Here is a 22,530-nt window from a genome sequence, read left to right as displayed (position 1 = left end):
CGGCCCGACGGGTTGCGCGAAAGAACCCGTGCGGGCGCCTGTGGTGCAGCAGAGCTTTGTTCGCCAACCTTTGGGAAGGACCTGGCTTGCATCGACTTTGACGGCACGGTTGTTCAGCTCCTGCGTCGTGAATGGGTGATTGCAAAGCCTACGATCATTCCAAGCGCCGCGGCGCCGATCAGGAGAGGCGTCTTGTCCTTTGGCTTCCTCCAGCCTCCGTCGACACTCCTCCTGCCGCTCGGCGGCTCAAAGAGGTTGCCAGATGATGTTTCGGCTTTGGGACTGCGGTTTATCCCCCGACGCGTCAGCCACCCCGATAACAGAGGCAGGCCCGGTACCAGGTAGCTGGCCAGATGCGCCAGGCGGGCTGTGGCACCGACCGTGGTGTGAGCGCGTGGTGAAATTGCACAGGCCACCATCGCCTTCGCCACAAGTTCGGGATCATATACAGGGCCCGGAGGCGTCAGCGCATGGCCTGTGTAGTTGCCGCCGTCTCGGAAGCCCGGTGTGTCCATGACGGCCGGATAGATATCGCACACGTGGATATCGGGAAACTCCGTCAGTTCCCCCCGCAGCGCCTCGGTCAGGCCGCGCAAGCCGAACTTGCTCGCCGAGTACGCGGCTGCATAGGGTTGGGCCACCCAGCTGCCCAGTGACAGCGTGTTGATCAGGATGCCGCTGCCCTGGGCTTTGAAGAGGGGGAGGGCTACGAACGCACCGCGCAGGTAACCCATCAGGTCGGTCTGAATGACCTGCTCGTGGGCCTCCAGCGGTGTTTCCTCGAAATTGCCGACCGCCCCAACGCCGGCGTTGTTGATCCAGATATCGATTCGCCCGTGGCCGAACTCTGCTGCCTGTGCGGCCAGCGCTTGCACCTGGTCGTTGCGGGTGACGTCGGTCGTGATCGCGATGGCATCGGTACCGCAGTCGGTGCATTCATCCAGCACGTCGAACAACGCCTCTTCATCGCGCGCAGCGAGCACCAGGCGAGCACCCTTGCAGGCAAATGCGTGCGCGGCGGCCCGGCCGATACCGCTGGAAGCGCCAGTGATCACCACGACTTTGCCGCGCAGTGGACCTCTGCTCTGAACGCCCCCGCGGGGCGCTTCCTGTTCTGTGCCAGATTTCTTGTGGTCGTCAAGTGGCGCGATCGTTTCGCTGGCCTCGATCCGAGAAAGCTCAAGAGCGGTGCCATCGACCAGGGTCAACCTCAGCCCTTCAATCGTGCCAGCCTCCCGGTTCGGAAACACGGGTTCACCCTCGGCATCCACGCTGTCGTAGATGAAGCGCGTGCCTTCGATCCACCCCACGGCGGTCAAAAGCTCAGGGCCGAGATAATACTTCCCGTCTTGAAAGAAGCCAGGGAACTGATGAGCCCGCTCCACGTTTTCCACGCGATAGCGTTCTCCTGGTTTCATACCTGTCGCTTGATCGATCATTTTGCAAACCCCTGTAGTTGGACCTCGGAAATGCCAGCCTTTGCTGTGCTAGTCAGAAGCAGGCCCGGTGCGCTTGACGCCGCGCGGGCCAGCAACGCTCCGGATACCAACGCGCTCGTTGGCACCTGCCCGGCAGGCGCATCTTTGCGTGTTGGATATGCAGGGGAAGCCAGGGCGGACGGCAAAGTTCAGACCAACAAGTCCGGTGGTACCAAACGGTGCTTCGTTGCATCCGTGTGTCACTGGATGATGTCCTGAACCGCCGCGCCCGTATTTCCGCTGGTTCCTCGGCCCTGGGCAGTAAACGCTGTGCTATCACTACCTGCATGGTTTTCGCCATAGGGGCCCGGGGATTTCATGATGAAGCGCCTTTATTGCCTGCTGTTGATTCTTTTCACCCTGCAGCCCTTGGCCGGGCACGGTATCGACGTTGCAGGCAGTGCCACAGATGGCGTACCCGGTGAACCGGCCGAGCTGACCATCGCCAATCGCAGCATCTTCATCTTCCACGCCACCTTGCTGGGGGAAACGCCGGCGGCGCGGGTGCAACGGGCCACAGCCGTGATCGAAGAGGCATTGCGCGGGACTGATGAGCTGAAGGTCAGCGTCGACCCCATCCTGAATAGCCACCTGGTGCTATTGGGAGAGCGGCGTGCCTTCATCATTGCGCCGCAGGACCTGGGCCTGGCCGGTGGCGATACTCGCGAAGCCGCCGAGCAGGCAGCCGCTATGCTGCGCCTGGTGGTCGACGAGACCGGTCAGGCCCGCAGCCTGCGCTTTCTGCTCAAGGCAGCAGGCTACTCGGTGCTGGCCACGTTGATCTACGTGGTGCTCATCAAGGGCACCAACCTGGCTCGGCGCAGGCTCCAAGGCCTGTTGCCGCAGCTGATGCGCGAGCGCGCCCGGCAGATACGGCTCGGGCAGATGCCGCTGTTGGACATGCAGCTGGTCTACACCGTGATCGAACGCCTGTTGCGGCTGCTGCACTGGGGCGTAGTACTGTTGCTGAGCTACCAGTGGCTGAGCTTCGTGCTGTCGCAATTCCCCTACACCCGGCCTTGGGGGGAAAGCCTCAACGTCCACTTGATCGACCTGTTACGTTATCTGCTCGACGGCATTTTGCAGGCAATTCCCGGCATCGCCGTGGCCATCATCATTTTTTTCATCGCCCGCGGTATCAGTGGCTTCAGTCGGCGCCTGCTGGAGCGCATGGCCCGGCCGGGCACCCTCAAGTGGCTGACCGAGGAAACCCTGCAGCCAACCACACGCCTGACCTCACTTGCCATCTGGCTGTTCGCCCTGGTGATGGCGTACCCGTACCTGCCGGGTTCCGGCACCGACGCCTTCAAGGGGCTGTCAGTGCTGCTCGGTCTGATGATTTCTCTCGGCGCCTCCAGCATTGTCGGGCAGGCGGCAGCGGGCCTGATCCTGACCTATTCACGCACCTTGAAGGCTGGCGAGTATGTGCGGGTAGGTGACCACGAGGGCACGGTGACCGAAGTCGGCATGTTCAACACCACGATCCGCACTGGACTGGGCGAAGTCTTGACCTTGCCCAACTCGATGATCACCGGCTCGGTGACACGCAATTTTTCACGTGTTGTACAGGGGCAGGGCTACATCGTCGATACTGTGGTCACCATCGGTTACGACACGCCGTGGCGCCAAGTGGAGGCGATGCTGGTGGAGGCGGCCAAGCGTACCGACGGCATACTGGAAAAACCCAGGCCGCAGGTGTTTCAGACCGGGCTTTCGGATTTCTACCCCGAGTATCGCCTGGTGGCGCAGGCGGTGCCGAGTGAGCCACGGCCTCGGGCAGAACTGCTGAGCCTGTTGCACGGCAATATTCAGGATGTGTTCAACGAGTACGGGGTGCAGATCATGTCGCCGCATTACCTGGGCGACCCCGCGCAGGAAAAGTGGGTGCCGCACGAGCGCTGGTTCACGGCACCTGCGCGGAAACCTGATGTTGGCCAGCAGGGGGAATAGCGTCATAACCGGCGATCACGGGGTCGCCATGCTGCCGACGGTGCTCCCGAACCCGCGTTGGCCAGGCCGTTGCCTTCCTGGCCGGCTTCGTTGCGGGCACGCCTCTTCAGGTTGCTGATACAACCTCATATCAAAAGCCCCAGCCACATTGCGCCGAGGATGACCAGTTGGCCGGGAACAAGGTATCTCCCGAAGCTGCAGCCGCCGCTACCGAGGGACAGAATACATTTGGTCAATGTATTGCCGGTCAATGCCAGTAAACCGGGTACTACCAGGCCATCTACACCGAGTCTACCGGCAACGACCAGTGAGGCGACCGACGCTGTCGCTACGTGAGCATCGGCCAATCCGCTGATGAAGGCCGCGATACTGACCCCGTTGTGGCCCAGATGGTGAAGTAGAAATGCACAGAACAAGGCGATTCCGGTCAGCGCGACGGTGATGATCAGGGCTGTGAAGAGATCGAAGGCACCATCGCCCTGATGCGCTGTTGAAGTGCCTTGGTCGCTGCGCCAGGGCGCAAGCAACAAAGTGCCGTAAACCACCGTACCCACGGTACCGAGCCCGATCGAGGCCACGAAAGGCTTCAACAGGTGTCGGTCGACGATGCCTAGCACCAGGGCGAATTGCGCGATGCTGGCGAGGTTCGACAGTACGGCAGCGGCGGCCAAGGGCCTCACGGCTGTGACTTGCCGACGTGCCTCATGGGCAAGCAGCGCAATGGTTGCCGTGCCGGAGGCGAAACCTGAGGCGATCGCGCTCAGGGGCAAGCCGTAGCGTGGGCCCACCAGACGCATTGCGATATGCCCCAGTGCACCGACGGTCATCAGCAGGACGACCAGCGTACAGATGGTGCGAGGGTTGAGTGCGCCATACGGCCCCATGAACCTGTCCGGTGTCAACGGTAGCACCACCAGCGCTACCGTCAGCAGCATCAAACCATCGCGCAGCTCTTCCTCGCTCAGCTGCTGGAGCACGAAATGGTGCAGCTCGCGGCGCAGTGCCAGCAGCACGGTCAACACCACGCCGACCGCCGTGGCAAGTTCTGGCTCGTCAAGGCTCAGTGCGCCCAGCGTCAGCACCAGTAGCAGAGCGATTTCGCTGGTGACTTCAGGGTCTTTGTCGGCGTGTTTGCGGTAATGCATGCACAGCATCAGAACCAGGCCCAGGCTGGCGACCCCGACCAGCACCGGCCCGGCCAGCAACATGCTGACGTAGCCCAGCAGGGCGGTGATGGCGAAGGTCCTAAGGCCAGCAGCGGCATGATCTTCATTGCGGCCTTTCTTGCGCTCGCGCTCAAGCCCCACCAGCATGCCGATGCCCAGCGCGATGGCACCGTGGCCGACATTCACCGCGTCGAGCATGGCGCCTTCGGGGTGTCCTTGGGGGTGACTTCCGCGCTGCCTTGCTCGAGGGCTATCAAGGCTGGCAAATCGAGTATCTCGACAAGCCTGCCACGCATGCTGACGATGCCCAGCGCGCGCAAGCGGGCGACCGAGCGACACACGGTTTCCAGGCGCAGGCCCAGGTACGAAGCCATGTCTTCCCGGGACATGCGCAGCATGAAGCCGTGGGCAGAGTAACCGCGGCTGACGAAGCGCTGTGACAACCCAACCAGGAAGCTTGCCAGGCGCTGTTCGGCGGTGAGGTTGCACAGCATCAGCACCCGCTCATGCTCACGCACGATTTCTCGGCTCATCAAACGGTTCAGGCTTTGCTGCAGGACGGGAAAGTTACGCGCCAATGCCTGCAGCCGGCGATAGGGGACAGGGCACACCTCGCTGTCTTCCAGGGCAATGGCATCGCATACGTGATGTTCGGTGGCGATGGCGTCGAGCCCAAGTACATCGCCCGGCATCCAGAAATTGATCACCACTCCCTGGCCTTCGGCGCTGTTCAGGCTGGTCTTGAAGCTGCCACAGCGCACGGCATAAAGCGTCGTCAGCGGATCGTTGGCGTTGAACAGCGCGGCGCCTTTGCGAATACGCATGCGCGGGCCGATCAGTGCGCCCAGGCAACTGTTGTCATGCACGGGTAAACCGGTGGGCAGGCACAGCCCGCTGACACGGCACTCTGTGCACAGGGTCGTCAGCGGTTTCAGGTGAATCGGTGTTGCCGGGCTCGACGCTGCAGGTTGGTCGAGCAAGGTCACTTTCAGTAGGCCAGTCATTTTCAGGCCTCCTTCGCGCATCGGAGACCTGCCTGGGCTGCCATCCCTGCATTGGTTTTGCCAACGCTGCCCATACCTGGGCGTGGTGACCAGTCGGCGAGCATGTCCCGCGAGTGGGGCGCGTTGAGGCGCGCATTCAACCGGTCGACAAAGGCTTGCGCTTCGGCGGACGTAACGAAGCTCACCCGGCAGTCGTCCATGCGGACCCACCAGCGGTTCTGCTGAGGGCTATTTTCGACGTAGATGTTCATGGAAGCCTCCAAAAGCATGCATGAGCAAACCAACTGCAAATCCATGCGAAAACGAAGGCATCCCTGCCGGCAACAGGGGTGTTCAGGGCGTGATGGCCATTTTCATCGCACTATCGCGCCGGTTGGCGAACGACCATAGGCGACACTCGATGGTTTTCATGAGCGCCATGGCACGCCTCCGGGGCATTCGATGATTGTTGTTGGTGTAGGGTCAGATTGCGCCGTTAAGGGCCAGGAGCTTTGACCAGCATCAAATTTTCGCCCAGCGGGCGTTGCCGTTTGTCCGCCCAGTGGTTCAGTTGATAAACATCAAATCCGCCAGGTGCGGGTGATGGATGATCCAGGAACACTTCCCAACCGCTGAGGTGCGCCATGGACAACCCGCAAAGACTCCTGCTGATCGCCTCGCCTCTGATGCGGCGCACCCCGGTCTACGACCGTGCGGCTGCGCTGGCCAAGGCCAAGGGCATGGCCCTGCATATCGTTGCTTTCGACTATCTCGAAGGCCTTGCCACGGCGGGCCTGGTCAACGACAAGGCACTGGCTGTGATGCGTGAAGGTTATGTACAGCAACACCGTGGATGGCTGGAAACCCAAGCGCTTTCGATGCGCCGTAACGGGGTCACGGTCACCACCGAAGTGGTATGGGTGCAGCATCCGCTGGACGAGATCCTCGTCCACCTGCGCGAGCAGCCGTTCGCCATGCTGATCAAGGCCTTCGAGCATGAGCCCTGGTGGGCGCGGGCGATGTTCACCTCGCTCGACATTCAGTTGCTGCGGGAAACCCGCATCCCCCTGCACCTGGTGCATCAGGCCAGCCACGCGCTGCCGCGCAAGATTCTGGCTGCCGTGGACCTGTCCCGCCCCGAGGACCAGTTCGAGGGGTTCAACGACCAGATCATCAGTGAAGCGCTGAAACTGGCATTACAGTGCAACGCCCAGATCGAACTGCTATATGCCTACGACCTGGGGTCCATGTACCTGGACTCAGGCGGCAGCCGCGAGCATTCGTTTCTGTTCGACTCCAACCTCGCCCAGACGCTGCACGAGGCGCAAAGCGAGGCATTCCAGGCACTGGCCGAACGTAACGGTATCGCCGCCGAACACCGCCACCTGCGGCTGGGAGACCCTGCCAAGGTGCTGGCGCTGTTCATGGAGAACAATGATATCGATGTGCTGGTCATGGGCAGTTACCACCATCGCGGCATTGGCTGGTTCATCGGTAGCACTGCGGAGCGGGTATTGCATCGGTTGTCCAGCAGCGTGCTGGTGATATCACCAGAGCATTCCCAAGGCTGAGAGACAAGGCCCGAAAGGGCCTTGCTTTCAGGCGTGAAGATCGAGCTCGTGAAGGATTTCGCTGACATCGCCACCCAGGTAGCGGGAGGTGAACCCCAGGGTCTTGGTCAGCCGGTGCATGGCGTAGTTGTTCGCCAGGTCCCTGGAGATCATGCAGTGGAAGCCATTGCGCTTCGCGGCCGCAATCAGGTGCTGCATCAGCAGCCGGCCCAGCCCCTTGCGTTGCCATTCTTCATTTACGGCTACCGCGCATTCGCACTGGAGGCTGCCGGGAACACTGGCATACCGGCTGACCCCGATCTGGCGCAACTGGCCATCTGCATGGACCAGGGCAACGTAGGCTTCGCACTGGTGATGATCCACTGGCATATGCTGCGCATCCAGGCTCGGCACACCGCCACTGAGGCCGGCAATGAAGCGGAAACGCCGGGCCTCGTAGGCGATCGTGCTGAGAAAGCGGCGGTCCCTTTCGCGGTCTTCCTCGCGCAGGGGGCGGATCAGTACGGCAGAGCCATCAGAAAGCTTTTCGATCCAATACTCGCACGCGTCTGGCTTTTCAGTCTGCTGCCTGTTCATGTCGCCTCCCGGACACCTGGTCGATGCTTGCCAGAGCTGTTGTACCGTGCTGGGCGGCGCCGGTTCTGACAATCGTCAAGTTCCGGCTCGGATGGTGGTTTTCTGATCTGCATCAAGCGCGAACAGGCCTGCTTTCGGACAATCGCCTACATCATCACGCCAGCCGCGCAAGCCCGGAGGTTCGCCATGGGTCAATATCGACAACTGCTGGTGCTGCTCACCGAGCTCGATCCGCATTCGGCCGCGCTGCGCCGGGCCCTGGCGCTGGCGCATGTCAGTGGTGCCAGTGTGCATGTACTGGGCTTGTTCGAACCGACGCAGGAGCACCTGCTGCGCGAAGAGCGATTGAACGAGGCCGATATCCGGCGTCAGTTCGACCACTACGGTTTGCGGCTGGCGGGGTTGGTCGAGCGTCACCGTGGCAGCGGCATCGCTCTGACGGTCGACACCTTGCAGGCAGATGACATCCGCAGCCAGGCCATCGACTACATCAGCGAACTGCACCCCGATATGGTCATCAAGGACAGCGAAGTGACGCCAACCATGGTGCGCCTGTTCAGCACGCCTCTGGATTGCGCGTTGATGCGGGGCTTGAAGGGCATCACGCACTTCGTACCGGAGGCGGCGGTGTCGCTGCCCCGGCGCGTGCTGGTCGCCGTGGACACCTCCTTCAGCGAAACCCCCGAGGACCAGGCGTCCTTCAACCGCAGGCTGATTCGTGCCGCGCAGGCGCTGGCACTGCAATGTGATGCACAGCTGCACCTGCTCTCGGCCTACAACCTGGCGGGCGTGTTCGCCTCGGACATGAACGTTACCCAGGCGTGGATCGATGAGATGCGCAATGCCTTGAAGGAGCCGTTCGACACCTTGGCGGATGCCGAGGGGGTCCCGGCCGATTGCCGCCACTTCCTGGAAGGTGGCCCGGTTCAGGTGATTCGCGAGCAAGTCGCTGCGCTGGATATCGACGCGGTGGTCATGGGCGTCGTGCAGCCAAAGGGCCTGGACAAACTGCTCGGCGACACCACTGAACGCATCGTCAGCCGCCCGCCGTGCAGCGTCCTTGCGGTTCACCCTCAAGCGGCCGAAACCTTGGAGCCCTAGCCATGCAACTGACATTCCTCGGTGGTACCGGGACCGTGACGGGCAGCAAGTTCCTGTTGACCCGCGACAGCAGCCGCGTGCTGATCGACTGTGGGCTGTTCCAAGGCTACAAGCAACTGCGCCTGCGCAACTGGGAACCGTTATCGGCGGCGCTGCGCGCGCTCGATGCCGTGGTGCTGACCCACGCCCACCTCGACCACAGCGGTTATCTTCCGGTGCTCGCCAAGGAAGGCTATACCGGGCCGATCTACGCAACACCGGCCACCTGTGCCTTGGCCGAAATCCTGTTGCTCGACAGTGCCCGGCTGCAAGAAGAGCAGGCAGAGCATGCCAACCGGCACGGCTACTCGAAGCATTCGCCGGCACGCCCGCTTTACACCGAACAGGATGCAAAGCGTGCCTTGGCATTGTTGCGCCCTGTGGAGTTGCGTCACCCGACCATGATTGCGCCGGGGATGGAGCTGCTGTTGCGCACGGCTGGGCACATACTCGGCGCGGCGACGGTACAGATCAAGGTCGACGGCCAGACCTTGGTCTTCTCTGGCGACCTGGGCCGGCCACAAGACCCGATCATGCGCGCGCCGGAACTGATCAGGACGGCAGACGTGCTGCTGGTGGAGTCCACCTATGGCGATCGCCAGCATCCAAGCGAATCGACCGAGCAGTTTCTGGCCCAGGTCATCAACCAGACTCTCCTGCGCCACGGCATCACCTTGGTGCCCTCATTCGCGGTTGGCCGGGCCCAGTTGCTGATGTATTACCTGTACAAGCTCAAGCGCGATGGCCTGATACCCGACATTCCGGTCTACCTCAACAGCCCGATGGCTACAGACGCAACCACCCTTTACCAGCAGTTCCGGAGCGAGCATCGCCTGACGTTGGCGGAATGCGCCGAAATGTGCAGGGGCACGCATATCATCCGTACCGTCGATGAATCCCGGCATCTGGATCAGCTGCGTGAGCCCGCGGTCATTATCGCCGCCAGTGGCATGGCGACCGGTGGACGAGTCTTGCACCATCTCAAGGCACTGGCACCCAACCCGCGCAACAGCATTCTGTTCTCTGGTTTCCAGGCCGGTGGTACGCGCGGTGCCGACATCGTCGCCGGTGCGCGCAGTGTCCGCCTGCACGGTGAAGACGTGCCTATCCGGGCCCAGGTGCATGCGATGGATAATCTCTCTGCGCACGCCGATGCCGACGAGATCATGGAGTGGTTGCGCGGTTTCGCCCGCCCGCCACGCCAGACCTATGTCATCCACGGTGAGCCGCACGCCGCCGACACGTTGCGGCGGCGGATCAGCATCGAGCTCGGTTGGCAGGTGTACGTACCCGAGTACCACGAAACGGTTGCTATTGACCCAGTGCGCTAGCCTGGGCCGGGAGGCTGTCATGGATACACAAGCAAGGGCGAAACTCCGGGCCTGGATGCATCGGCCACGGGGTAGCCTGGGGTTTATCGTGGCAATCTTCGCACTGCTCGTCGTGATCGCTGCCTACCGGTCGTTGAACCCGAACTGGCGCCTGCCGATGCAACATCCACTTATGCTGCTGGCCTTGCTCGCCCTGTGCGTGGCGTTGGGGTGGGTGGTGCAGCGTGGCGTGAAACGCACGGTAGGCAAGACCATATTCAACGGCCAGGCCACGGGCTGGCAGGCTCGGCTTGCCTTCCTGCGCTCGGTCACCCAGGAGTCGAACGTGCTCTTGGGCATGTTGCTGTTCCTGGCGTTGCTCGCTGGCGGCACGGTTTGGCTGGCGGGGCGCTCGGTGGACCGAATCGTGGAGAATTGCACAGACAGCCTGCAGGCCCGGGTGAACACCCCTGAGGATGAAAAGCTCACGGCATTGGTCGGCAAGCCGGTGTGTACCTGCCTGGCGCAAACGTTTCTGGACCGTAATGGGGTGATACGCCTGGCCTTGTTCGATACGCCGATGCGGGAAGTGAGCGCATACAAGGCGTTGACGGCAGACGATGAACAGCGCTGCCTCGAGCAGTTCGACCTGCTGCCTGAAGAGGCCCGGGCGACGCTGCCTTGAATGGCGGTAGTGCTTGCCAGTAGCTGAAACGACAGGCGCCCGTCGCGGCGCGGGAGGTTTCCATGTCGCATGATCTTGCTCGTCGCACCCTGTACCCCGACCGTGCTGAAGCCGGTCGCTGCCTGGTGGCGTCGTTGAGCCGATATGCCGGACGGGCTGATGTGATCGTGCTCGCCTTGCCACGAGGCGGCGTGCCGGTGGCTTACGAGGTCGCTACCGCCCTCAAGGTTCGCCTTGACCTGCTGGTAGTGCGCAAGCTTGGAATACCGTCGCACCCTGAATATGCCATGGGTGCGATCGCCGGGGGCGGGGTGAAGATTCTCAACGACGATGCACTGCGGGCTTACCCGGTCGATCGCACCTTGCTGGAAAGCGTGGTTGCCAGGGAAACCCAGGAACTGATACGTCGCGAGCGCGCTTATCGAGGTACCCGACCACCGCTTCGGCTCAAGGACCAGACCGTAATCCTGGTTGATGATGGCCTGGCAACCGGGGCCTCGATGATGGCGGCCATTCAGGCGACACGAGCGTTGTCCCCTTTGCGTATCGTAGTCGCGGTGCCAGTCGCGCCACCGGAAACGCTGGAGGCCATGTGGGGCGAAGTAGACGAGGTGGTCTGCCCGCTGGTGCCTGAGCGGATGGTTTCGGTCGGCTACTGGTACCAGGACTTTCCCCAGACGTCGGACGAAGAAGTCATCGCGCTGATGGACAAGGCCGGGCTCGCGGAGTCCTCCAGGGCGCGTGCCGGGGAGGCTGAAGATGACTGAGGTGCAGCTGCGTTCGATGAAATGGCCGGGCGTAGAACTGCTGGCGGACCTACGGTTACCTACCGACACCCGTGCCTTGGTCATTTTTGCCCATGGCAGCGGCAGCGGCCGGCTGAGCGCCAGAAACCAGTATGTGGCGGACGTGCTCGCCAGTCGCGGCCTCGGCTCGTTGCTGTTCGACCTGTTGACCGAGCAGGAGCTGAGGCTGGACAACCAGACTGCAGCGCTGCGCTTTGATATCCCGCTGCTGACGAAGCGGCTTACGGATGTCATCGACTGGGTGGAGCAGGACCCCGAGCTTCGCTCATTGCGAATCGGCGTGTTCGGCGCCAGCACGGGTGCGGCGGCGGCACTGTGTGCGGCGGCTGACCGCCCGGAGGTGGTGGCAGCGCTGGTCAGCCGGGGAGGGCGTGCCGATCTGGCAGGTGAAGCGCTAAGTCGTGTGCAAGCCCCAACCCTGCAGATCGTCGGTGGCAGGGACGTGCAGGTCCTGGAGTTGAATCGCCTGGCCAGCGAGATGCTGCGTTGCGAGCATCGCCTGGAGGTGGTGGCGGGCGCTTCGCATCTGTTTGAAGAGCCAGGTACCCTGACCGAAGTTGCCGTCCTGGCAGGCGACTGGTTCGTCACCCACCTGCAAGCCTCTTCCCCCTGAGGCTTGCAGGCCGGATATTCAGACACCGAACGGATAGGTTTCGTCTTCCGGTTCGAGGTGCTGTTGTTTCGGTAGTGGCAGGGCGTTGACCGGCTGGGTCTGTTCGATCCAGAGCATGGCATCGAATTGCTCGGCCAGCACTGCTTCGAAGTAATGGCTCAGCCGTTCGCTTTCCGGTCGGTAGATGACGCCGATCGCGCGCTCGAGCAGTGGCATGGACAAGATGCGACGCAACTCCTTGCGCTGTGGGTCTCGCCAGTCGGTCAAAGAAGCCGGTACGCCTGCCAGGCGGAACTGGTGCTCCCAGCTGTCCGACCGCGAAGGGCGGACGTCCTTGATCAGCATGTCGCCATCCCAGTCACTGGCGGCGGCCACTTGACCGCGGTCAGTGGTCATGCCGATCAGCACGGCCTCCCGGCCAAAGGCTTTACGGCACAGTTGGCCGATGTTGAACTGGCCTTTCCAACCCATTTCCGTGGCATCTGCGTTGCCGATGTGGGAATTGTGTGCCCAGACCACGGCTTTGGCGTGTGGTCCGCGATGTTCCAGCAGTGCGCGCAGGGTATCGAACATATGCCGGTCGCGCAGGTTCCAGGAGGCGGTCGAGCCTCGGTAGATCGCGCGGTAATATTGCTCCGCAGCGATGATCACCCGTGCGTTCTGGGTGGCATTGAAGAACGCTTCGTCATTGCGGATCAGGCCCGACAGCTGTTCGGCCAGCATCACATTCAGTTGTTCTACCACAGGCTGCTCGCACGGCATGACGCCACCGCGCTCGACGAAGTGGCCGTACAGGGCCGGGTCATCCTGCCAGGGCGTCAGGCAACCATAACGGTGGCGCGCTTCGCGGGCCAGGTGCGGATCTGCCCGGTCCAGAAAGGCCAGCACTTCATGAATGGAGTTGCGCAGGCTGTAGACGTCCAGGCCTCTGAACTCCACGCGGCGCTCGACGGCCAGCAGGCGATTGTGTCCATGCAGCCAGTGGGCGAATGCCTTGACCTCGCTGTTGCGCCACATCCAGGTTGGGAAACGGCTGAAAATATGGCGCTTCCATGCCGAATGGGCCAAGCCCCGCACGTACTGGTCGACGTGCCCGGCATCCGGCCAGTCGGCTTCGACGGCCACGATGTTGAAGCCGTGCTGTTCGATCAACCGGCGGGTAATTGCCGCGCGGGCGCGATAGAACTCGCTGGTGCCATGGCTTGCCTCGCCCAGCATCACCACACGGGCGTCGGCGTAGCGGTCGAACAGCGCAGCGAAAGCGGGGGAGTCCAGGTCAGGCAAGGGTTCGGCGAATTGATGCAGCAGGGGGGCGATCTCAGCGCTGTCGACCTGGTATTGCTTGCCGTAGAGCTTTTCCATCAGTTTCCGCGAATTACCGTTCATGGATACCCTCCTCGTGCGGATAGGGCCGGAGGTCGTGGGGCTTGCAGCGGGCGGGGCAGCACGGTGGCTGCCCCAGGCGCTGGCGCAGCGGCGCTTCAGGTCAGGTTGAGGCGATGGATGACCTGGGCCGGATCATCCGGATCGGTAGTGGTGGTGAATCCTGCCGCCTTGGCCAGGTCGCGCATCGCCAGGTTGGCGGCTGAGTCGATCGAGTACATCTGCCGCAGGCCTTTTGCCCGGGCATGATCGGTCAGGTGCTTGAGCAGCAGGCGGCCCAGGCCATGGTGCTGCCAGCTGTCGAGTACTGTCACGGCGCATTCGCATTCATCCTTGCCGGCAATGGCGGCATAACGCGATATGCCCACCTCCTGCAGCTCGCCGTCCACATGGGCGAGGGCGACATAAGCCGCTTGTCGGTCCTGGTCGACCGCCATCAACTGGTCGAGCATCGCCTCACCGGGCTCTTTGATCTGGCACAGGAAGCGAAAATGCCGCGACTGCGGTGACAGCCGTTCGATGAAGGCCCTCTCGCGCTCCCGGTCCTTGGCTTGCAGCGGCCTGATCAGTACATGGGTGCCATTGTCGAGGGCTTCGATCCAATGTTCGCCCGCAGGCTTGGGAAACGAGGGCGCGGTATGTTGACGGGAAGTATCAGCAGAAGCCATGGCAGTATCCTCGTGTGATTGAGATGGGGCGGTTGGGCGCTTGAATTTGCAATCCGGTTAATGCCATTGATGTTTTATTTCCAGCCATTGACTGTTTGAAAGCCATTTGTCTGCAGCTGGAAAGAATATGTTTTCCTCCGACTCCATGTGGTCGTAATATTTTTCGATATAGTCATCGACAGTGTCAGCGATAACTTTCGTGTCTTTTGCCGTAGCCGCTAATGTCTTCAATTGCCCAGCAATGCGCGCAAATGCCTGGTGATCTCGCTCGATATCCAGGATCCGCGGGTGGATCGGCGCCTCCGTGGCCAGCAAGGCTCGCCGAATGATTTCTTCATTCTCATGGTGGTGCCGCTCTGCGTTGCTGTGCAAGGCCTCCAACATTTCGAACAAAAGCTTACAGTCATCAGTGGCATCGGGTTCATGCTTTAGCTTTTTCAGCAACTTCCTGATCTGGCTTATCTTATTGGCCATGTCATGATGATAGGCGTGAAGTTCGTTCAGTAAGGTATTCATGACACATCCTCTTCACGTTACCAGACAATGCAGATTTATAAGGCCCAGGGGCCTTCAGACAGGAACACGGGTTGAAGGCTGTCTAAGTCGAGCATGAGGGCAGCGCATTGGCCTGACTTGATCTTGATCAAGCTTTAGTGGGGCACCACCATGACCCTTGGTCAGTTGCCTCAGAAACCTCGGGCGAAGCGGCTAGCGTTTATAGAGCCCGCAAGAAAAAGCGGAGACATCGTCATGTCAGGCCCTGAAGATATGGGTATAAAGCCCCAGGTAAAGTGCCTTGCGTGCTCTTTGAGCCGACTGTGCCTGCCCGCCAGCCTAAGCGTCGATGAAGTGGAAAAGCTGGAGCGTATCATTCGCCGTAACCGCCCTTTGAAGAAGGGCGAGTATCTGTTCAAGGCCGATGAGCCCATGGGGCATGTGTTTGCCCTGCGCTCAGGGGTCATCAAGAATTTTCTGATTGATTCCGAGGGCAACGAGCGGGTCACCGGCTTCGTTCTGCCGGGCGAAATCTTGGGGCTGGACGCTATCGGGGCAAGTCATTATCGGAGCTATGCGTTGGCGCTGGACGTTTCGCTGGTCTGCTCGATCCGGCTGGACCAGTTGGTTGATCTGTCGGGGCAGATACCCGGATTGCGCTATCAACTGTTGCACATGCTCAGCCTGGGTATTCAAGGCAAGGACGAACACCTGCGCTGCTGCCACGGGCGAGCCGAGCAGCGCCTTTCGCTTTTCCTGTTGGGCATGGCGGCGCGTTATCAAGAAAGAGGTTTGCGTGCAGACGTCCTTAATCTGCCCATGTCGCGAGGAGATATCGCAAACTACCTGGACCTTACCCTGGAAACTGTCTCCCGGCTGTTCAGCCGGTTCAATCAGGCTGGGCTCCTGCAATGCGTTGGCCGGGAAGTCCGACTCATCGATCAACAGGGCCTGCTCAAGCTCAGTCGGATGGAGGAGCCGAATTGAGGGCCTCGAGAATCCTGTCATAACGTTGCACAGGCCCATTCAGAGGAAATTGACAATTCCAGAATGGACGCGACACATGGTCTGCCCGCAACCAGATACGCTGTATCGGGACACCTTTTTGCCAACAGATGCGCGCGGCATGCCTTGCCACCAAGGATGGCGCGCAGCAGTAGACAGTGTCCGGCTTGAAATCCTCCAGCTGTTCAGTCAGTTGACTCCAAACGCTTCTGCTGTTGCGCGGCACCGAGGTAAACGCTGAGATCCATGGCTTACATTCAGCGGGCAGGTGCTCCTGCTCAAAGCTTTCGTGCAACAGCCTCACCTCTACCCAAGGTAGCCAACAGCGAACCTCATCCAGTGTGCAAAGTAGCGCCAAAACCCCCTCACCGTGAGTGATAGCCAGCAGTCGCACAGTCTGCAAGGGCACCGGCCATGCGCTGCCCAGAGGGCCTGAGTACTCGAGCAGATCTCCGACCTTCAATGCCAGGACGCTGCGGGTGGCGACCATGAACCGACCTGCTGCGCCAGGCATGCTGATGTAGTTGCAGGTCCAGCGCTGGGTTTGATTCGTCAGTTGGCAATACTGGCCTGGCATCGCCTCGCTGCGTTGCGGGTTGCACAGCATCAGGCGAAGGTACTGTATGCCGGGCCCCGGCAATGTTTCCAGCAAACGGACACACTCACTGTCATCCTGGTCCATATGCGTCTCGAACAGGTTTGGGCGGGCCACGTTCCATATAAGCTAAGCCCCTGCGATGGCAACACTTTGATCAGGATCAAACCGACAGAGGATGGTGGCCGCATCCTGATTGATAAAGGTCAAACGGGGGCTTGCCTGCCAGCGCAATATCGAGGCGTCTCCCAGGGAGGCATTACTCATTAGAGGAGGTCGCCATGTCCGAAACAGCGAAGAAAGTACCTGTCACTTCCGCAACCACCCAACCTGCCAAGGCTACGCCGCCAAGTACCGAGCCATCGGACCTGTGGCGCCCATTCCAGCAGTTGCGGCGTCAGATCGACAGCCTGTTCGACGATTTCGGTCGCCGGCCATTGCGCATGCCGTTCAGCCATACCCCGTTCGATGTCGAGCCATTCTGGCGCCGTGAACTGTTCAGCCATGGCATGCCGGCGATGGATATCAGCGAACTGGCCGATGAGTTTCGCATCAGCGCCGAACTGCCTGGTGTGGACGACAAGGACATCGAGATCAAGCTGGTCAATGGCAACGTTGTGATCCGCGGCGAGAAGCAGGAAGAGGTTGACGAAAAACGCAAGGAGTACCACTTGTCAGAGCGGCACTACGGCAGCTTCGAGCGGGTTTTCCAGCTACCCCGTGAAGTAGATGCGGAAAAGATTAATGCACAATTCGCCAAGGGCGTGCTGCTGGTGCATCTGCCCAAGCGTGCAGAAGCGATTCACCCTGAGAAAGTGATTCCTATCAAAAGCAGCAAGTGATTGACCTGACCGATTTCAGGAGCAGGGACGCTCCGTCTTCGCATTCCAAAAAGGTGAAGCATCATGTCCATCGGCAAATACTGCAACCGGGATGTGGTCACTGCGCTCCCCAGCATTTCGATCTTCGCCGCAGCGCGGATGATGAGTCGGTACCACGTCGGTGACCTGGTGCTGGCCGAGCCTGTCGATCGAGACCGTTACCGGCCTATCGGCCTGATCACCGACCGTGACCTTGCGCTGAGGATCATCGCCTGCAACCCTCCTGACCAGGAAGACCTCCAGGCCATCGATGTCCTGCCACGCCCATTGATTACCGCAAACCAGAATGAAGACCTGTTCGATGTGATTCTGAACATGCGACGGGCCAACATCAGGCGGATCCCGGTGGTCGATGACTTTGGCCTGTTGGTCGGCATTGTCACTGCAGACGACCTGGTGGGGCTGTTGGCCGACCACCTGCACGAGCTGACCTTGCTGATCCGTCAGCAGAGCCGACGGGAAGAAGATATCCGCGCCGGGGATATCTGAACGCGTACACATACGCGTGCGCGCCATCGACAGAGAGGGCGATCATGAACGATTATCCAGGTACCGAGGAACTCGAATGGCTGGATGCCTACTGGCGGGCCGCGAACTACCTTACCGTTGGCCAGATCTATCTCCAAGGCAACCCCTTGCTGGCCACCCCGCTGAAGTTGGCCGACATCAAGCCTCGGTTGCTGGGGCACTGGGGCACATCGCCGGGGCTGAACCTGATCTACACCCATCTGAACCGGCTGATCCGCCATTACGATCTCAACATGCTCTTCGTCACCGGCCCTGGCCATGGCGGCCCGGCCATGGTTGCCCAGGCGTATCTGGATGGTACCTATACCGAGCTGAACCCTGCGATAGAACGCAATGCGCAGGGGATGGCACGGTTGTTTCGTCAGTTTTCATGGCCGTATGGCATTGGCAGCCATGTCGGCCCGCATGTTCCGGGTTCTCTGCACGAGGGTGGCGAGCTTGGCTATGCCCTGGTCCATGCCTATGGCGCTGCCCTGGATAACCCGCAGTTGATCGTGGCCTGCGTCATAGGCGACGGCGAAGCGGAAACCGGCGCGCTGGCCGCAAGTTGGCATTGCAACAAGTTCCTCAATGCCGCGCGCGACGGTGCGGTACTGCCGATCCTGCATCTGAACGGCTACAAGATCGCCAACCCGACGGTGCTGGCGCGGATCAGCGAGGACGAGCTGACCAGCCTGATGTATGGCTATGGCTATGACCCCTATTTTGTCGAGGGCGACGAACCGATGGAAGTTCATCGGGCGTTGGCCAGGACGCTTGATGTGATCTACGAGAAAATCTGCCAGATCCAGCGCCTTGCCCGGCACACCGAATCGGGCGTAGCCATCGACCGGCCGTTGTGGCCAATGCTGGTATTGCGCACCCCCAAAGGCTGGACGGGGCCGAAATTCGTCGATGGGCAGCGGGTAGAAGGGACCTGGCGCTCCCACCAACTGCCCCTGGGTGATCTTCGCAAGCCGCTGCACTTGCAGCAATTGCAGCAATGGCTGGAAAGCTACCGCCCTCATGAGCTGTTCGATGCCCAGGGCGCGTTGTTGCCGGAACTGGCCGCACTGGTCCCGACCGGACGGCGGCGCATGAGCGCAAACCCTCATGCCAATGGCGGGCTGCTGTTGCGGGCGCTCGACCTTCCGCGCTTCAGCGATTACAGCGTGAAGATGGACGCACCTGGACAGGTGCGTGCAGAGGCGACGCGGGTTCTTGGCAGTTACTTGCGCGATGTCATGAAGAACAGCCTGGTGTCCCGCGATTTCCGCCTGTTCGGGCCTGACGAGACGGCGTCCAACCGGCTGGACGCCGTGTTCGAGGCGACCAGCAAGGTCTGGCTGGATCCCCACGGCGTCGAAGATAACCACCTCGGGCCAGACGGCAGGGTAATGGAGATACTCAGCGAACATATATGCGAAGGTTGGCTGGAAGGTTACCTGTTGACCGGTCGGCACGGCCTGTTTTCCTGCTATGAAGCATTCATTCATATCGTCGATTCGATGATCAACCAGCATGCCAAATGGCTCAAGACCGCCGCCGAAGTGCCTTGGCGCAAGCCGATCGCCTCGCTGAACATCCTCCTGACTTCGCATGTCTGGCGCCAGGACCACAACGGCTTCTCGCACCAAGACCCAGGTTTCCTCGACCTTATGGCGAACAAGAAGGCCGACCTTGCGCGCATCTACCTGCCACCGGACGCCAATTGCCTGTTGTCCGTGGCTGACCATTGCTTGCGCAGCCGTGACTACATCAATGTGATCGTTGTCGGAAAACAGCTGGAATGGCAGTGGCTGGATGGGCAGGCGGCGAATCTGCATTGCCAGGCCGGCATCGGGCGTTGGGCATGGGCCAGCCATGATGATGACCTGCCGGAGGTGGTCCTCGCCTGCGCAGGCGATGTGCCGACGCTGGAAGTGCTGGCGGCCGTGACCCTGCTTCGTGATTACGTTGGCGACCTGCGGGTGAGGGTGGTGAACGTGGTTGACCTGATGGCACTGCAATCACCGCAACAGCATCCGCACGGGTTGCCCGACAGTGACTTCAACGCGCTGTTTACCGAAGAGCAGCCGGTGATCTTCGCCTTCCATGGTTATCCTGCCCTGATTCACCGCCTGATCTACAAGCGTGCCAACCCGCAGCGCTTCCATGTGCATGGTTTCCGTGAAGAAGGGGCCACCACCACGCCGTTCGACATGGCAGTCATCAACAACCTCGACCGCTACCAGCTGGTTCTCGATGTGTTCGAACGCGTGCCTCGCCTGCGAGCACAGGTGGAGCAGGCGCGAACCCGCTACTGGTCGACCATGGAAAGGCACAAGCTGTACCTCATCGAGCATGGCGAAGACATGCCTGAGGTTGCGCAATGGCACTGGACGCCACACCCAGACGCCTGAACAGGCGCTATTTGGCTTTCCAGTATTTCTGCATTTCGAGGAACAGGAACGACGCGGTCCAGGTGATCAGCACCAGGCCTGTCAACGCTTGCAGGCCGGTGAGGTACTTCAGATGGCCGTTAGGCGCGATGTCGCCAAAGCCTATCGTGGTGTAGGTAGTGAAGGAAAAGTACACGCAATCCAGGAAGCTGCCGTCGAAGTTGCCACTGAGCGTGCCCCAGCCTTCGGCGTGAATCATCAGGTAATACACCAGGGCGAAACACCAGACCTCCAGCGCATGAGCCAGCAGCGCGCCGAATACGCCTGCTACGATCCGGAATCGGCTCCACAGTTTCAGCCGCGGTAGCCAGTCGTTCAGGCGCAGCAGGCATTCGTAGTGGATGATCACCACCAGGATCACCACCAGCATGTTGATCAATGTGACGGTGAGCATGGTCGGTACTCGGACTGGATCGGAGTGTCATTTGGCCGCATCGACCAGATTATAGGTGGCAGGGTCCTTGGCCACCGGCAGCAGCGCCGGGAATTCTTCCGGGGTGATGGTTTCCCTGGCCAACAATAGGCGTGCCCAGTGTCCAGGTCGGCGCGTCGTTGCTCGAGCAAGGTCCGGGCACGGGCGTAAGCGTCTTCCAGCAGGCCTCGAATACCCAGGTCGATTTCGCGCGCGGTCTGCTCTGAGTAGTCCTTGCGCTCCTGGCGCAACAACGATTCGCCCAGGTAACTGGCCTGTTGGCGCTCCAGCACTGCCTGGCCCAGTTCCGTGCTCATGCCGAATCGGGTGATCAACTGGCGGGCGATGTCGGTGGCGCGTCGCAGATCGTCGGCAGCCCCGGTGGACACCTGGCCGAATACCAGGCTTTCGGCGGCTCGCCCGGCCATCAGCACGACGATCCGGTCGCGGAGCATCTGCGCGCTGATCAGGTAGCGGTCATCGGTCGGCCGTTGCAGGGTGAACCCCAGCGAGCCAGCGGCCCTGGGGATGATCGACACCTTGTGCACCGGGTCCATCGCCGGCAGGCTGCTTGCGGCCAGCGCGTGGCCCATCTCATGGTACGCCACGACCTGGCGTTCATCGTCGCGCAGCACGTTGCCCTTGCGCTCCACGCCTGCCACCAGGCGCTCGACGGCAGCGGTGAAGTCCTGCAGCTCGACCCATTGGCTGGCACGTCGGGTGGCGACGATGGCGGCCTCGTTCACCAGGTTGGCCAGGTCGGCGCCGGTCAGGCCGGGGGTGATGTCGGCGATGCGTTCGCAGTCCAGGTCGTTCTTGTAGACGATCTTGTGCAGGTGCACCTTGAGGATCGCCAGGCGACCCTTGCGGTCAGGCCGGTCGATCAGGATCTGCCGGTCGAACCGTCCGGCTCGCAGCAGCGCGGGGTCCAGTATCTCAGGGCGGTTGGTCGCCGCCAGCAGCACGACGCCTTCGCGTGGGTCGAAGCCATCCAGTTCGGCCAGCAGTTGATTGAGCGTCTGTTCCTTCTCGTCATTGCCACCCAGGCTGCCGATGCCACGCATCTTGCCCAGGGCATCCAGTTCGTCGATGAAAATGATGCAGGGCGCGGCGCGTCGGGCCTGGTCGAACAGGTCGCGCACCCGCGCCGCGCCCACGCCGACGAACATCTCGACGAACTCGGACCCGGAGATCGAGAAAAAGGGTACCGCCGCTTCGCCGGCGATCGCCTTGGCCACCAGGGTCTTGCCGGTGCCCGGGGGGCCGACCAGCAATGTGCCCTTGGGCACATGCGCCCCCAGACGGGCATAGAACGCCTGGTTCTTGAGGAAGGACACCACTTCGGTGAGTTCGCCCTTGACGTCGTCTATGCCCGCCACATCGGCGAAGGTGACCTTGATGTCACGCTCGACGTAGACCCGGGCGCGCGACTTCCCCACACCCATCAGACCGCCCAGGCCTTGTTTATCGGTTACCCCACGAAACAGGAAGAACCACAGCGCCAGCATCATTATCAGCGGCATGAGCCAACCCACCATGGCAGCCAGGTTGCTGTCCTCGGCAACTCCGGTGAACGTCACGCCCGTGCGGCCCAGTTGCTCGCTCAGTTGCGGGTCGATCCGCACCGTGGAGAACATCGAGCGGCCGGCGATGGGTTCCTGCAGCTTGCCCAGGATACGGTCGTGTTCGACCCGAAGGTCGCTGACCTTTTGCTGCTCCAGCAATTGCAGGAACTGGCTATAGGAGATGGTCTGCACGGCCGCACGGTCGAATAGGCCGAACTGAATGGCGGCCAGCACGGAAAGCCCGATCGCCAGCAAGTACAGCTTCCAGGGCTGATCTTTGTTCATGACCATATCTCGTGG

General features: G+C 61.3%; 21 protein-coding genes and 1 pseudogene. 11 read left to right on the top strand and 11 right to left on the bottom strand.

The window, feature by feature from the left end; all coding sequences use genetic code 11:
• Positions 1 to 113: 113 nt before the first annotated feature.
• Positions 114 to 1,439 carry an SDR family oxidoreductase gene (locus MJ643_RS01035; protein WP_038409413.1) on the bottom strand — a complete coding sequence of 442 codons (1,326 nt, stop codon included), beginning with the start codon at positions 1,437 to 1,439 and terminating at the stop codon, positions 114 to 116.
• A 360-nt stretch (positions 1,440 to 1,799) separates the two neighbouring features.
• On the opposite strand from MJ643_RS01035, the gene MJ643_RS01030 reads away from it, so the two are divergent.
• Positions 1,800 to 3,428: a mechanosensitive ion channel domain-containing protein gene (locus tag MJ643_RS01030; RefSeq protein WP_023661498.1), complete on the top strand. Its 1,629-nt coding sequence runs from the start codon at positions 1,800 to 1,802 to the stop codon at positions 3,426 to 3,428.
• Between the two features lie 125 nt (positions 3,429 to 3,553).
• On the opposite strand, the gene MJ643_RS01025 is transcribed toward MJ643_RS01030, so the two are convergent.
• Genes MJ643_RS01025 through MJ643_RS01015 form a run of 3 tightly spaced genes read right to left on the bottom strand, consistent with a single transcriptional unit; the run spans position 3,554 to position 5,849 of the window.
• The gene (locus MJ643_RS01025) at positions 3,554 to 4,792 is read right to left on the bottom strand and encodes a DUF4010 domain-containing protein (RefSeq protein WP_208209230.1); all 1,239 of its coding nucleotides are present in this window, start codon (positions 4,790 to 4,792) and stop codon (positions 3,554 to 3,556) included.
• Complete coding sequence (locus MJ643_RS01020) at positions 4,777 to 5,598, bottom strand: helix-turn-helix domain-containing protein (RefSeq protein ID WP_208209229.1); 822 nt, start codon at positions 5,596 to 5,598, stop codon at positions 4,777 to 4,779. Before MJ643_RS01020 ends, MJ643_RS01025 begins: the two co-directional genes overlap by 16 nt.
• Positions 5,599 to 5,600: 2 nt before the next feature.
• A complete protein-coding gene (locus MJ643_RS01015) occupies positions 5,601 to 5,849 on the bottom strand; it encodes a hypothetical protein (protein WP_031324572.1) in 249 nt (82 codons plus the stop codon).
• Positions 5,850 to 6,221: 372 nt separating this feature from the next.
• Here MJ643_RS01015 and MJ643_RS01010 point away from each other — a divergent pair, with 372 nt between their 5' ends.
• Positions 6,222 to 7,148: a universal stress protein gene (locus tag MJ643_RS01010; RefSeq protein ID WP_038409417.1), complete on the top strand. Its 927-nt coding sequence runs from the start codon at positions 6,222 to 6,224 to the stop codon at positions 7,146 to 7,148.
• Positions 7,149 to 7,175: 27 nt separating this feature from the next.
• On the opposite strand, the gene MJ643_RS01005 is transcribed toward MJ643_RS01010, so the two are convergent.
• On the bottom strand, positions 7,176 to 7,724 hold the full coding sequence (locus MJ643_RS01005) for a GNAT family N-acetyltransferase (protein WP_024086871.1): 549 nt from the start codon (positions 7,722 to 7,724) through the stop codon (positions 7,176 to 7,178).
• Positions 7,725 to 7,910: 186 nt separating this feature from the next.
• On the opposite strand from MJ643_RS01005, the gene MJ643_RS01000 reads away from it, so the two are divergent.
• The 5 genes from MJ643_RS01000 (at position 7,911) to MJ643_RS00980 (ending at position 12,278) form a co-directional block, all read left to right on the top strand.
• Entirely contained in the window at positions 7,911 to 8,825 is a 915-nt protein-coding gene (locus MJ643_RS01000; protein ID WP_038409419.1) for a universal stress protein, read from the top strand.
• A gap of 2 nt (positions 8,826 to 8,827) precedes the next feature.
• Positions 8,828 to 10,195: an MBL fold metallo-hydrolase gene (locus tag MJ643_RS00995; RefSeq protein WP_038409421.1), complete on the top strand. Its 1,368-nt coding sequence runs from the start codon at positions 8,828 to 8,830 to the stop codon at positions 10,193 to 10,195.
• A 55-nt stretch (positions 10,196 to 10,250) separates the two neighbouring features.
• Positions 10,251 to 10,859, top strand: coding sequence for a hypothetical protein (locus MJ643_RS00990; protein ID WP_023661505.1), 609 nt, complete (start codon positions 10,251 to 10,253; stop codon positions 10,857 to 10,859).
• Between the two features lie 62 nt (positions 10,860 to 10,921).
• Positions 10,922 to 11,626: a phosphoribosyltransferase gene (locus MJ643_RS00985; protein ID WP_038409423.1), complete on the top strand. Its 705-nt coding sequence runs from the start codon at positions 10,922 to 10,924 to the stop codon at positions 11,624 to 11,626.
• A complete protein-coding gene (locus MJ643_RS00980; protein WP_038409425.1) occupies positions 11,619 to 12,278 on the top strand; it encodes an alpha/beta family hydrolase in 660 nt (219 codons plus the stop codon). The genes MJ643_RS00985 and MJ643_RS00980 overlap by 8 nt, the downstream gene beginning before the upstream one ends.
• Positions 12,279 to 12,296: 18 nt before the next feature.
• On the opposite strand, the gene MJ643_RS00975 is transcribed toward MJ643_RS00980, so the two are convergent.
• The 3 genes from MJ643_RS00975 to MJ643_RS00965 form a co-directional block, all read right to left on the bottom strand.
• Positions 12,297 to 13,664 carry an erythromycin esterase family protein gene (locus MJ643_RS00975; RefSeq protein WP_038409427.1) on the bottom strand — a complete coding sequence of 456 codons (1,368 nt, stop codon included), beginning with the start codon at positions 13,662 to 13,664 and terminating at the stop codon, positions 12,297 to 12,299.
• Between the two features lie 95 nt (positions 13,665 to 13,759).
• The gene (locus MJ643_RS00970) at positions 13,760 to 14,329 is read right to left on the bottom strand and encodes a GNAT family N-acetyltransferase (RefSeq protein ID WP_015270127.1); all 570 of its coding nucleotides are present in this window, start codon (positions 14,327 to 14,329) and stop codon (positions 13,760 to 13,762) included.
• 57 nt (positions 14,330 to 14,386) lie between these two features.
• Positions 14,387 to 14,845 (bottom strand): hemerythrin domain-containing protein, encoded by a 459-nt coding sequence (locus tag MJ643_RS00965; RefSeq protein ID WP_038409429.1) that lies wholly within the window; start codon positions 14,843 to 14,845, stop codon positions 14,387 to 14,389.
• Positions 14,846 to 15,079: 234 nt separating this feature from the next.
• Between MJ643_RS00965 and MJ643_RS00960 the strand changes: the two genes are divergently transcribed.
• Entirely contained in the window at positions 15,080 to 15,811 is a 732-nt protein-coding gene (locus MJ643_RS00960; RefSeq protein ID WP_038409431.1) for a helix-turn-helix domain-containing protein, read from the top strand.
• Here MJ643_RS00960 and MJ643_RS00955 read toward each other — a convergent pair.
• The gene (locus tag MJ643_RS00955) at positions 15,786 to 16,511 is read right to left on the bottom strand and encodes a hypothetical protein (RefSeq protein WP_023663331.1); all 726 of its coding nucleotides are present in this window, start codon (positions 16,509 to 16,511) and stop codon (positions 15,786 to 15,788) included. The genes MJ643_RS00960 and MJ643_RS00955 overlap by 26 nt on opposite strands.
• Before the next feature lie 194 nt (positions 16,512 to 16,705).
• Here MJ643_RS00955 and MJ643_RS00950 point away from each other — a divergent pair, with 194 nt between their 5' ends.
• The 3 genes from MJ643_RS00950 to MJ643_RS00940 all read left to right on the top strand — a co-directional run bounded on the left by MJ643_RS00950 (position 16,706) and on the right by MJ643_RS00940 (position 20,214).
• Positions 16,706 to 17,266, top strand: a complete 561-nt coding sequence (locus MJ643_RS00950) for an Hsp20/alpha crystallin family protein (RefSeq protein WP_023663330.1) — start codon at positions 16,706 to 16,708, stop codon at positions 17,264 to 17,266.
• A gap of 63 nt (positions 17,267 to 17,329) precedes the next feature.
• The gene (locus MJ643_RS00945; RefSeq protein ID WP_003256840.1) at positions 17,330 to 17,794 is read left to right on the top strand and encodes a CBS domain-containing protein; all 465 of its coding nucleotides are present in this window, start codon (positions 17,330 to 17,332) and stop codon (positions 17,792 to 17,794) included.
• Positions 17,795 to 17,838: 44 nt separating this feature from the next.
• Complete coding sequence (locus MJ643_RS00940) at positions 17,839 to 20,214, top strand: phosphoketolase family protein (RefSeq protein ID WP_023663329.1); 2,376 nt, start codon at positions 17,839 to 17,841, stop codon at positions 20,212 to 20,214.
• A 7-nt stretch (positions 20,215 to 20,221) separates the two neighbouring features.
• Here the strand turns inward: MJ643_RS00940 and MJ643_RS00935 are convergent, their stop codons facing one another.
• Positions 20,222 to 20,647 (bottom strand): potassium channel family protein, encoded by a 426-nt coding sequence (locus MJ643_RS00935; RefSeq protein ID WP_003256841.1) that lies wholly within the window; start codon positions 20,645 to 20,647, stop codon positions 20,222 to 20,224.
• A gap of 27 nt (positions 20,648 to 20,674) precedes the next feature.
• A pseudogene (gene ftsH, locus MJ643_RS00930) lies at positions 20,675 to 22,515 on the bottom strand (ATP-dependent zinc metalloprotease FtsH).
• Positions 22,516 to 22,530 lie beyond the last annotated feature (15 nt).

The sequence above is a fragment of the Pseudomonas sp. PNPG3 genome, assembly GCF_023093815.1.
Taxonomy (GTDB): Bacteria; Pseudomonadota; Gammaproteobacteria; order Pseudomonadales; family Pseudomonadaceae; genus Aquipseudomonas; species Aquipseudomonas asiatica.
Note: the sequence above shows the minus strand (reverse complement) of the source record. Positions and strands in the feature narration are given on the sequence as shown.

Coding starts and splice junctions, on each gene's coding strand:
- MJ643_RS01035 (WP_038409413.1), bottom strand. CDS start 1,439: ATGATCGATCAAGCGACAGGTATGAAACCAGGAGAACGCTATCGCGTG.
- MJ643_RS01030 (WP_023661498.1), top strand. CDS start 1,800: ATGAAGCGCCTTTATTGCCTGCTGTTGATTCTTTTCACCCTGCAGCCC.
- MJ643_RS01025 (WP_208209230.1), bottom strand. CDS start 4,792: ATGCTCGACGCGGTGAATGTCGGCCACGGTGCCATCGCGCTGGGCATC.
- MJ643_RS01020 (WP_208209229.1), bottom strand. CDS start 5,598: ATGACTGGCCTACTGAAAGTGACCTTGCTCGACCAACCTGCAGCGTCG.
- MJ643_RS01015 (WP_031324572.1), bottom strand. CDS start 5,849: ATGAACATCTACGTCGAAAATAGCCCTCAGCAGAACCGCTGGTGGGTC.
- MJ643_RS01010 (WP_038409417.1), top strand. CDS start 6,222: ATGGACAACCCGCAAAGACTCCTGCTGATCGCCTCGCCTCTGATGCGG.
- MJ643_RS01005 (WP_024086871.1), bottom strand. CDS start 7,724: ATGAACAGGCAGCAGACTGAAAAGCCAGACGCGTGCGAGTATTGGATC.
- MJ643_RS01000 (WP_038409419.1), top strand. CDS start 7,911: ATGGGTCAATATCGACAACTGCTGGTGCTGCTCACCGAGCTCGATCCG.
- MJ643_RS00995 (WP_038409421.1), top strand. CDS start 8,828: ATGCAACTGACATTCCTCGGTGGTACCGGGACCGTGACGGGCAGCAAG.
- MJ643_RS00990 (WP_023661505.1), top strand. CDS start 10,251: ATGCATCGGCCACGGGGTAGCCTGGGGTTTATCGTGGCAATCTTCGCA.
- MJ643_RS00985 (WP_038409423.1), top strand. CDS start 10,922: ATGTCGCATGATCTTGCTCGTCGCACCCTGTACCCCGACCGTGCTGAA.
- MJ643_RS00980 (WP_038409425.1), top strand. CDS start 11,619: ATGACTGAGGTGCAGCTGCGTTCGATGAAATGGCCGGGCGTAGAACTG.
- MJ643_RS00975 (WP_038409427.1), bottom strand. CDS start 13,664: ATGAACGGTAATTCGCGGAAACTGATGGAAAAGCTCTACGGCAAGCAA.
- MJ643_RS00970 (WP_015270127.1), bottom strand. CDS start 14,329: ATGGCTTCTGCTGATACTTCCCGTCAACATACCGCGCCCTCGTTTCCC.
- MJ643_RS00965 (WP_038409429.1), bottom strand. CDS start 14,845: ATGAATACCTTACTGAACGAACTTCACGCCTATCATCATGACATGGCC.
- MJ643_RS00960 (WP_038409431.1), top strand. CDS start 15,080: ATGTCAGGCCCTGAAGATATGGGTATAAAGCCCCAGGTAAAGTGCCTT.
- MJ643_RS00955 (WP_023663331.1), bottom strand. CDS start 16,511: ATGGACCAGGATGACAGTGAGTGTGTCCGTTTGCTGGAAACATTGCCG.
- MJ643_RS00950 (WP_023663330.1), top strand. CDS start 16,706: ATGTCCGAAACAGCGAAGAAAGTACCTGTCACTTCCGCAACCACCCAA.
- MJ643_RS00945 (WP_003256840.1), top strand. CDS start 17,330: ATGTCCATCGGCAAATACTGCAACCGGGATGTGGTCACTGCGCTCCCC.
- MJ643_RS00940 (WP_023663329.1), top strand. CDS start 17,839: ATGAACGATTATCCAGGTACCGAGGAACTCGAATGGCTGGATGCCTAC.
- MJ643_RS00935 (WP_003256841.1), bottom strand. CDS start 20,647: ATGCTCACCGTCACATTGATCAACATGCTGGTGGTGATCCTGGTGGTG.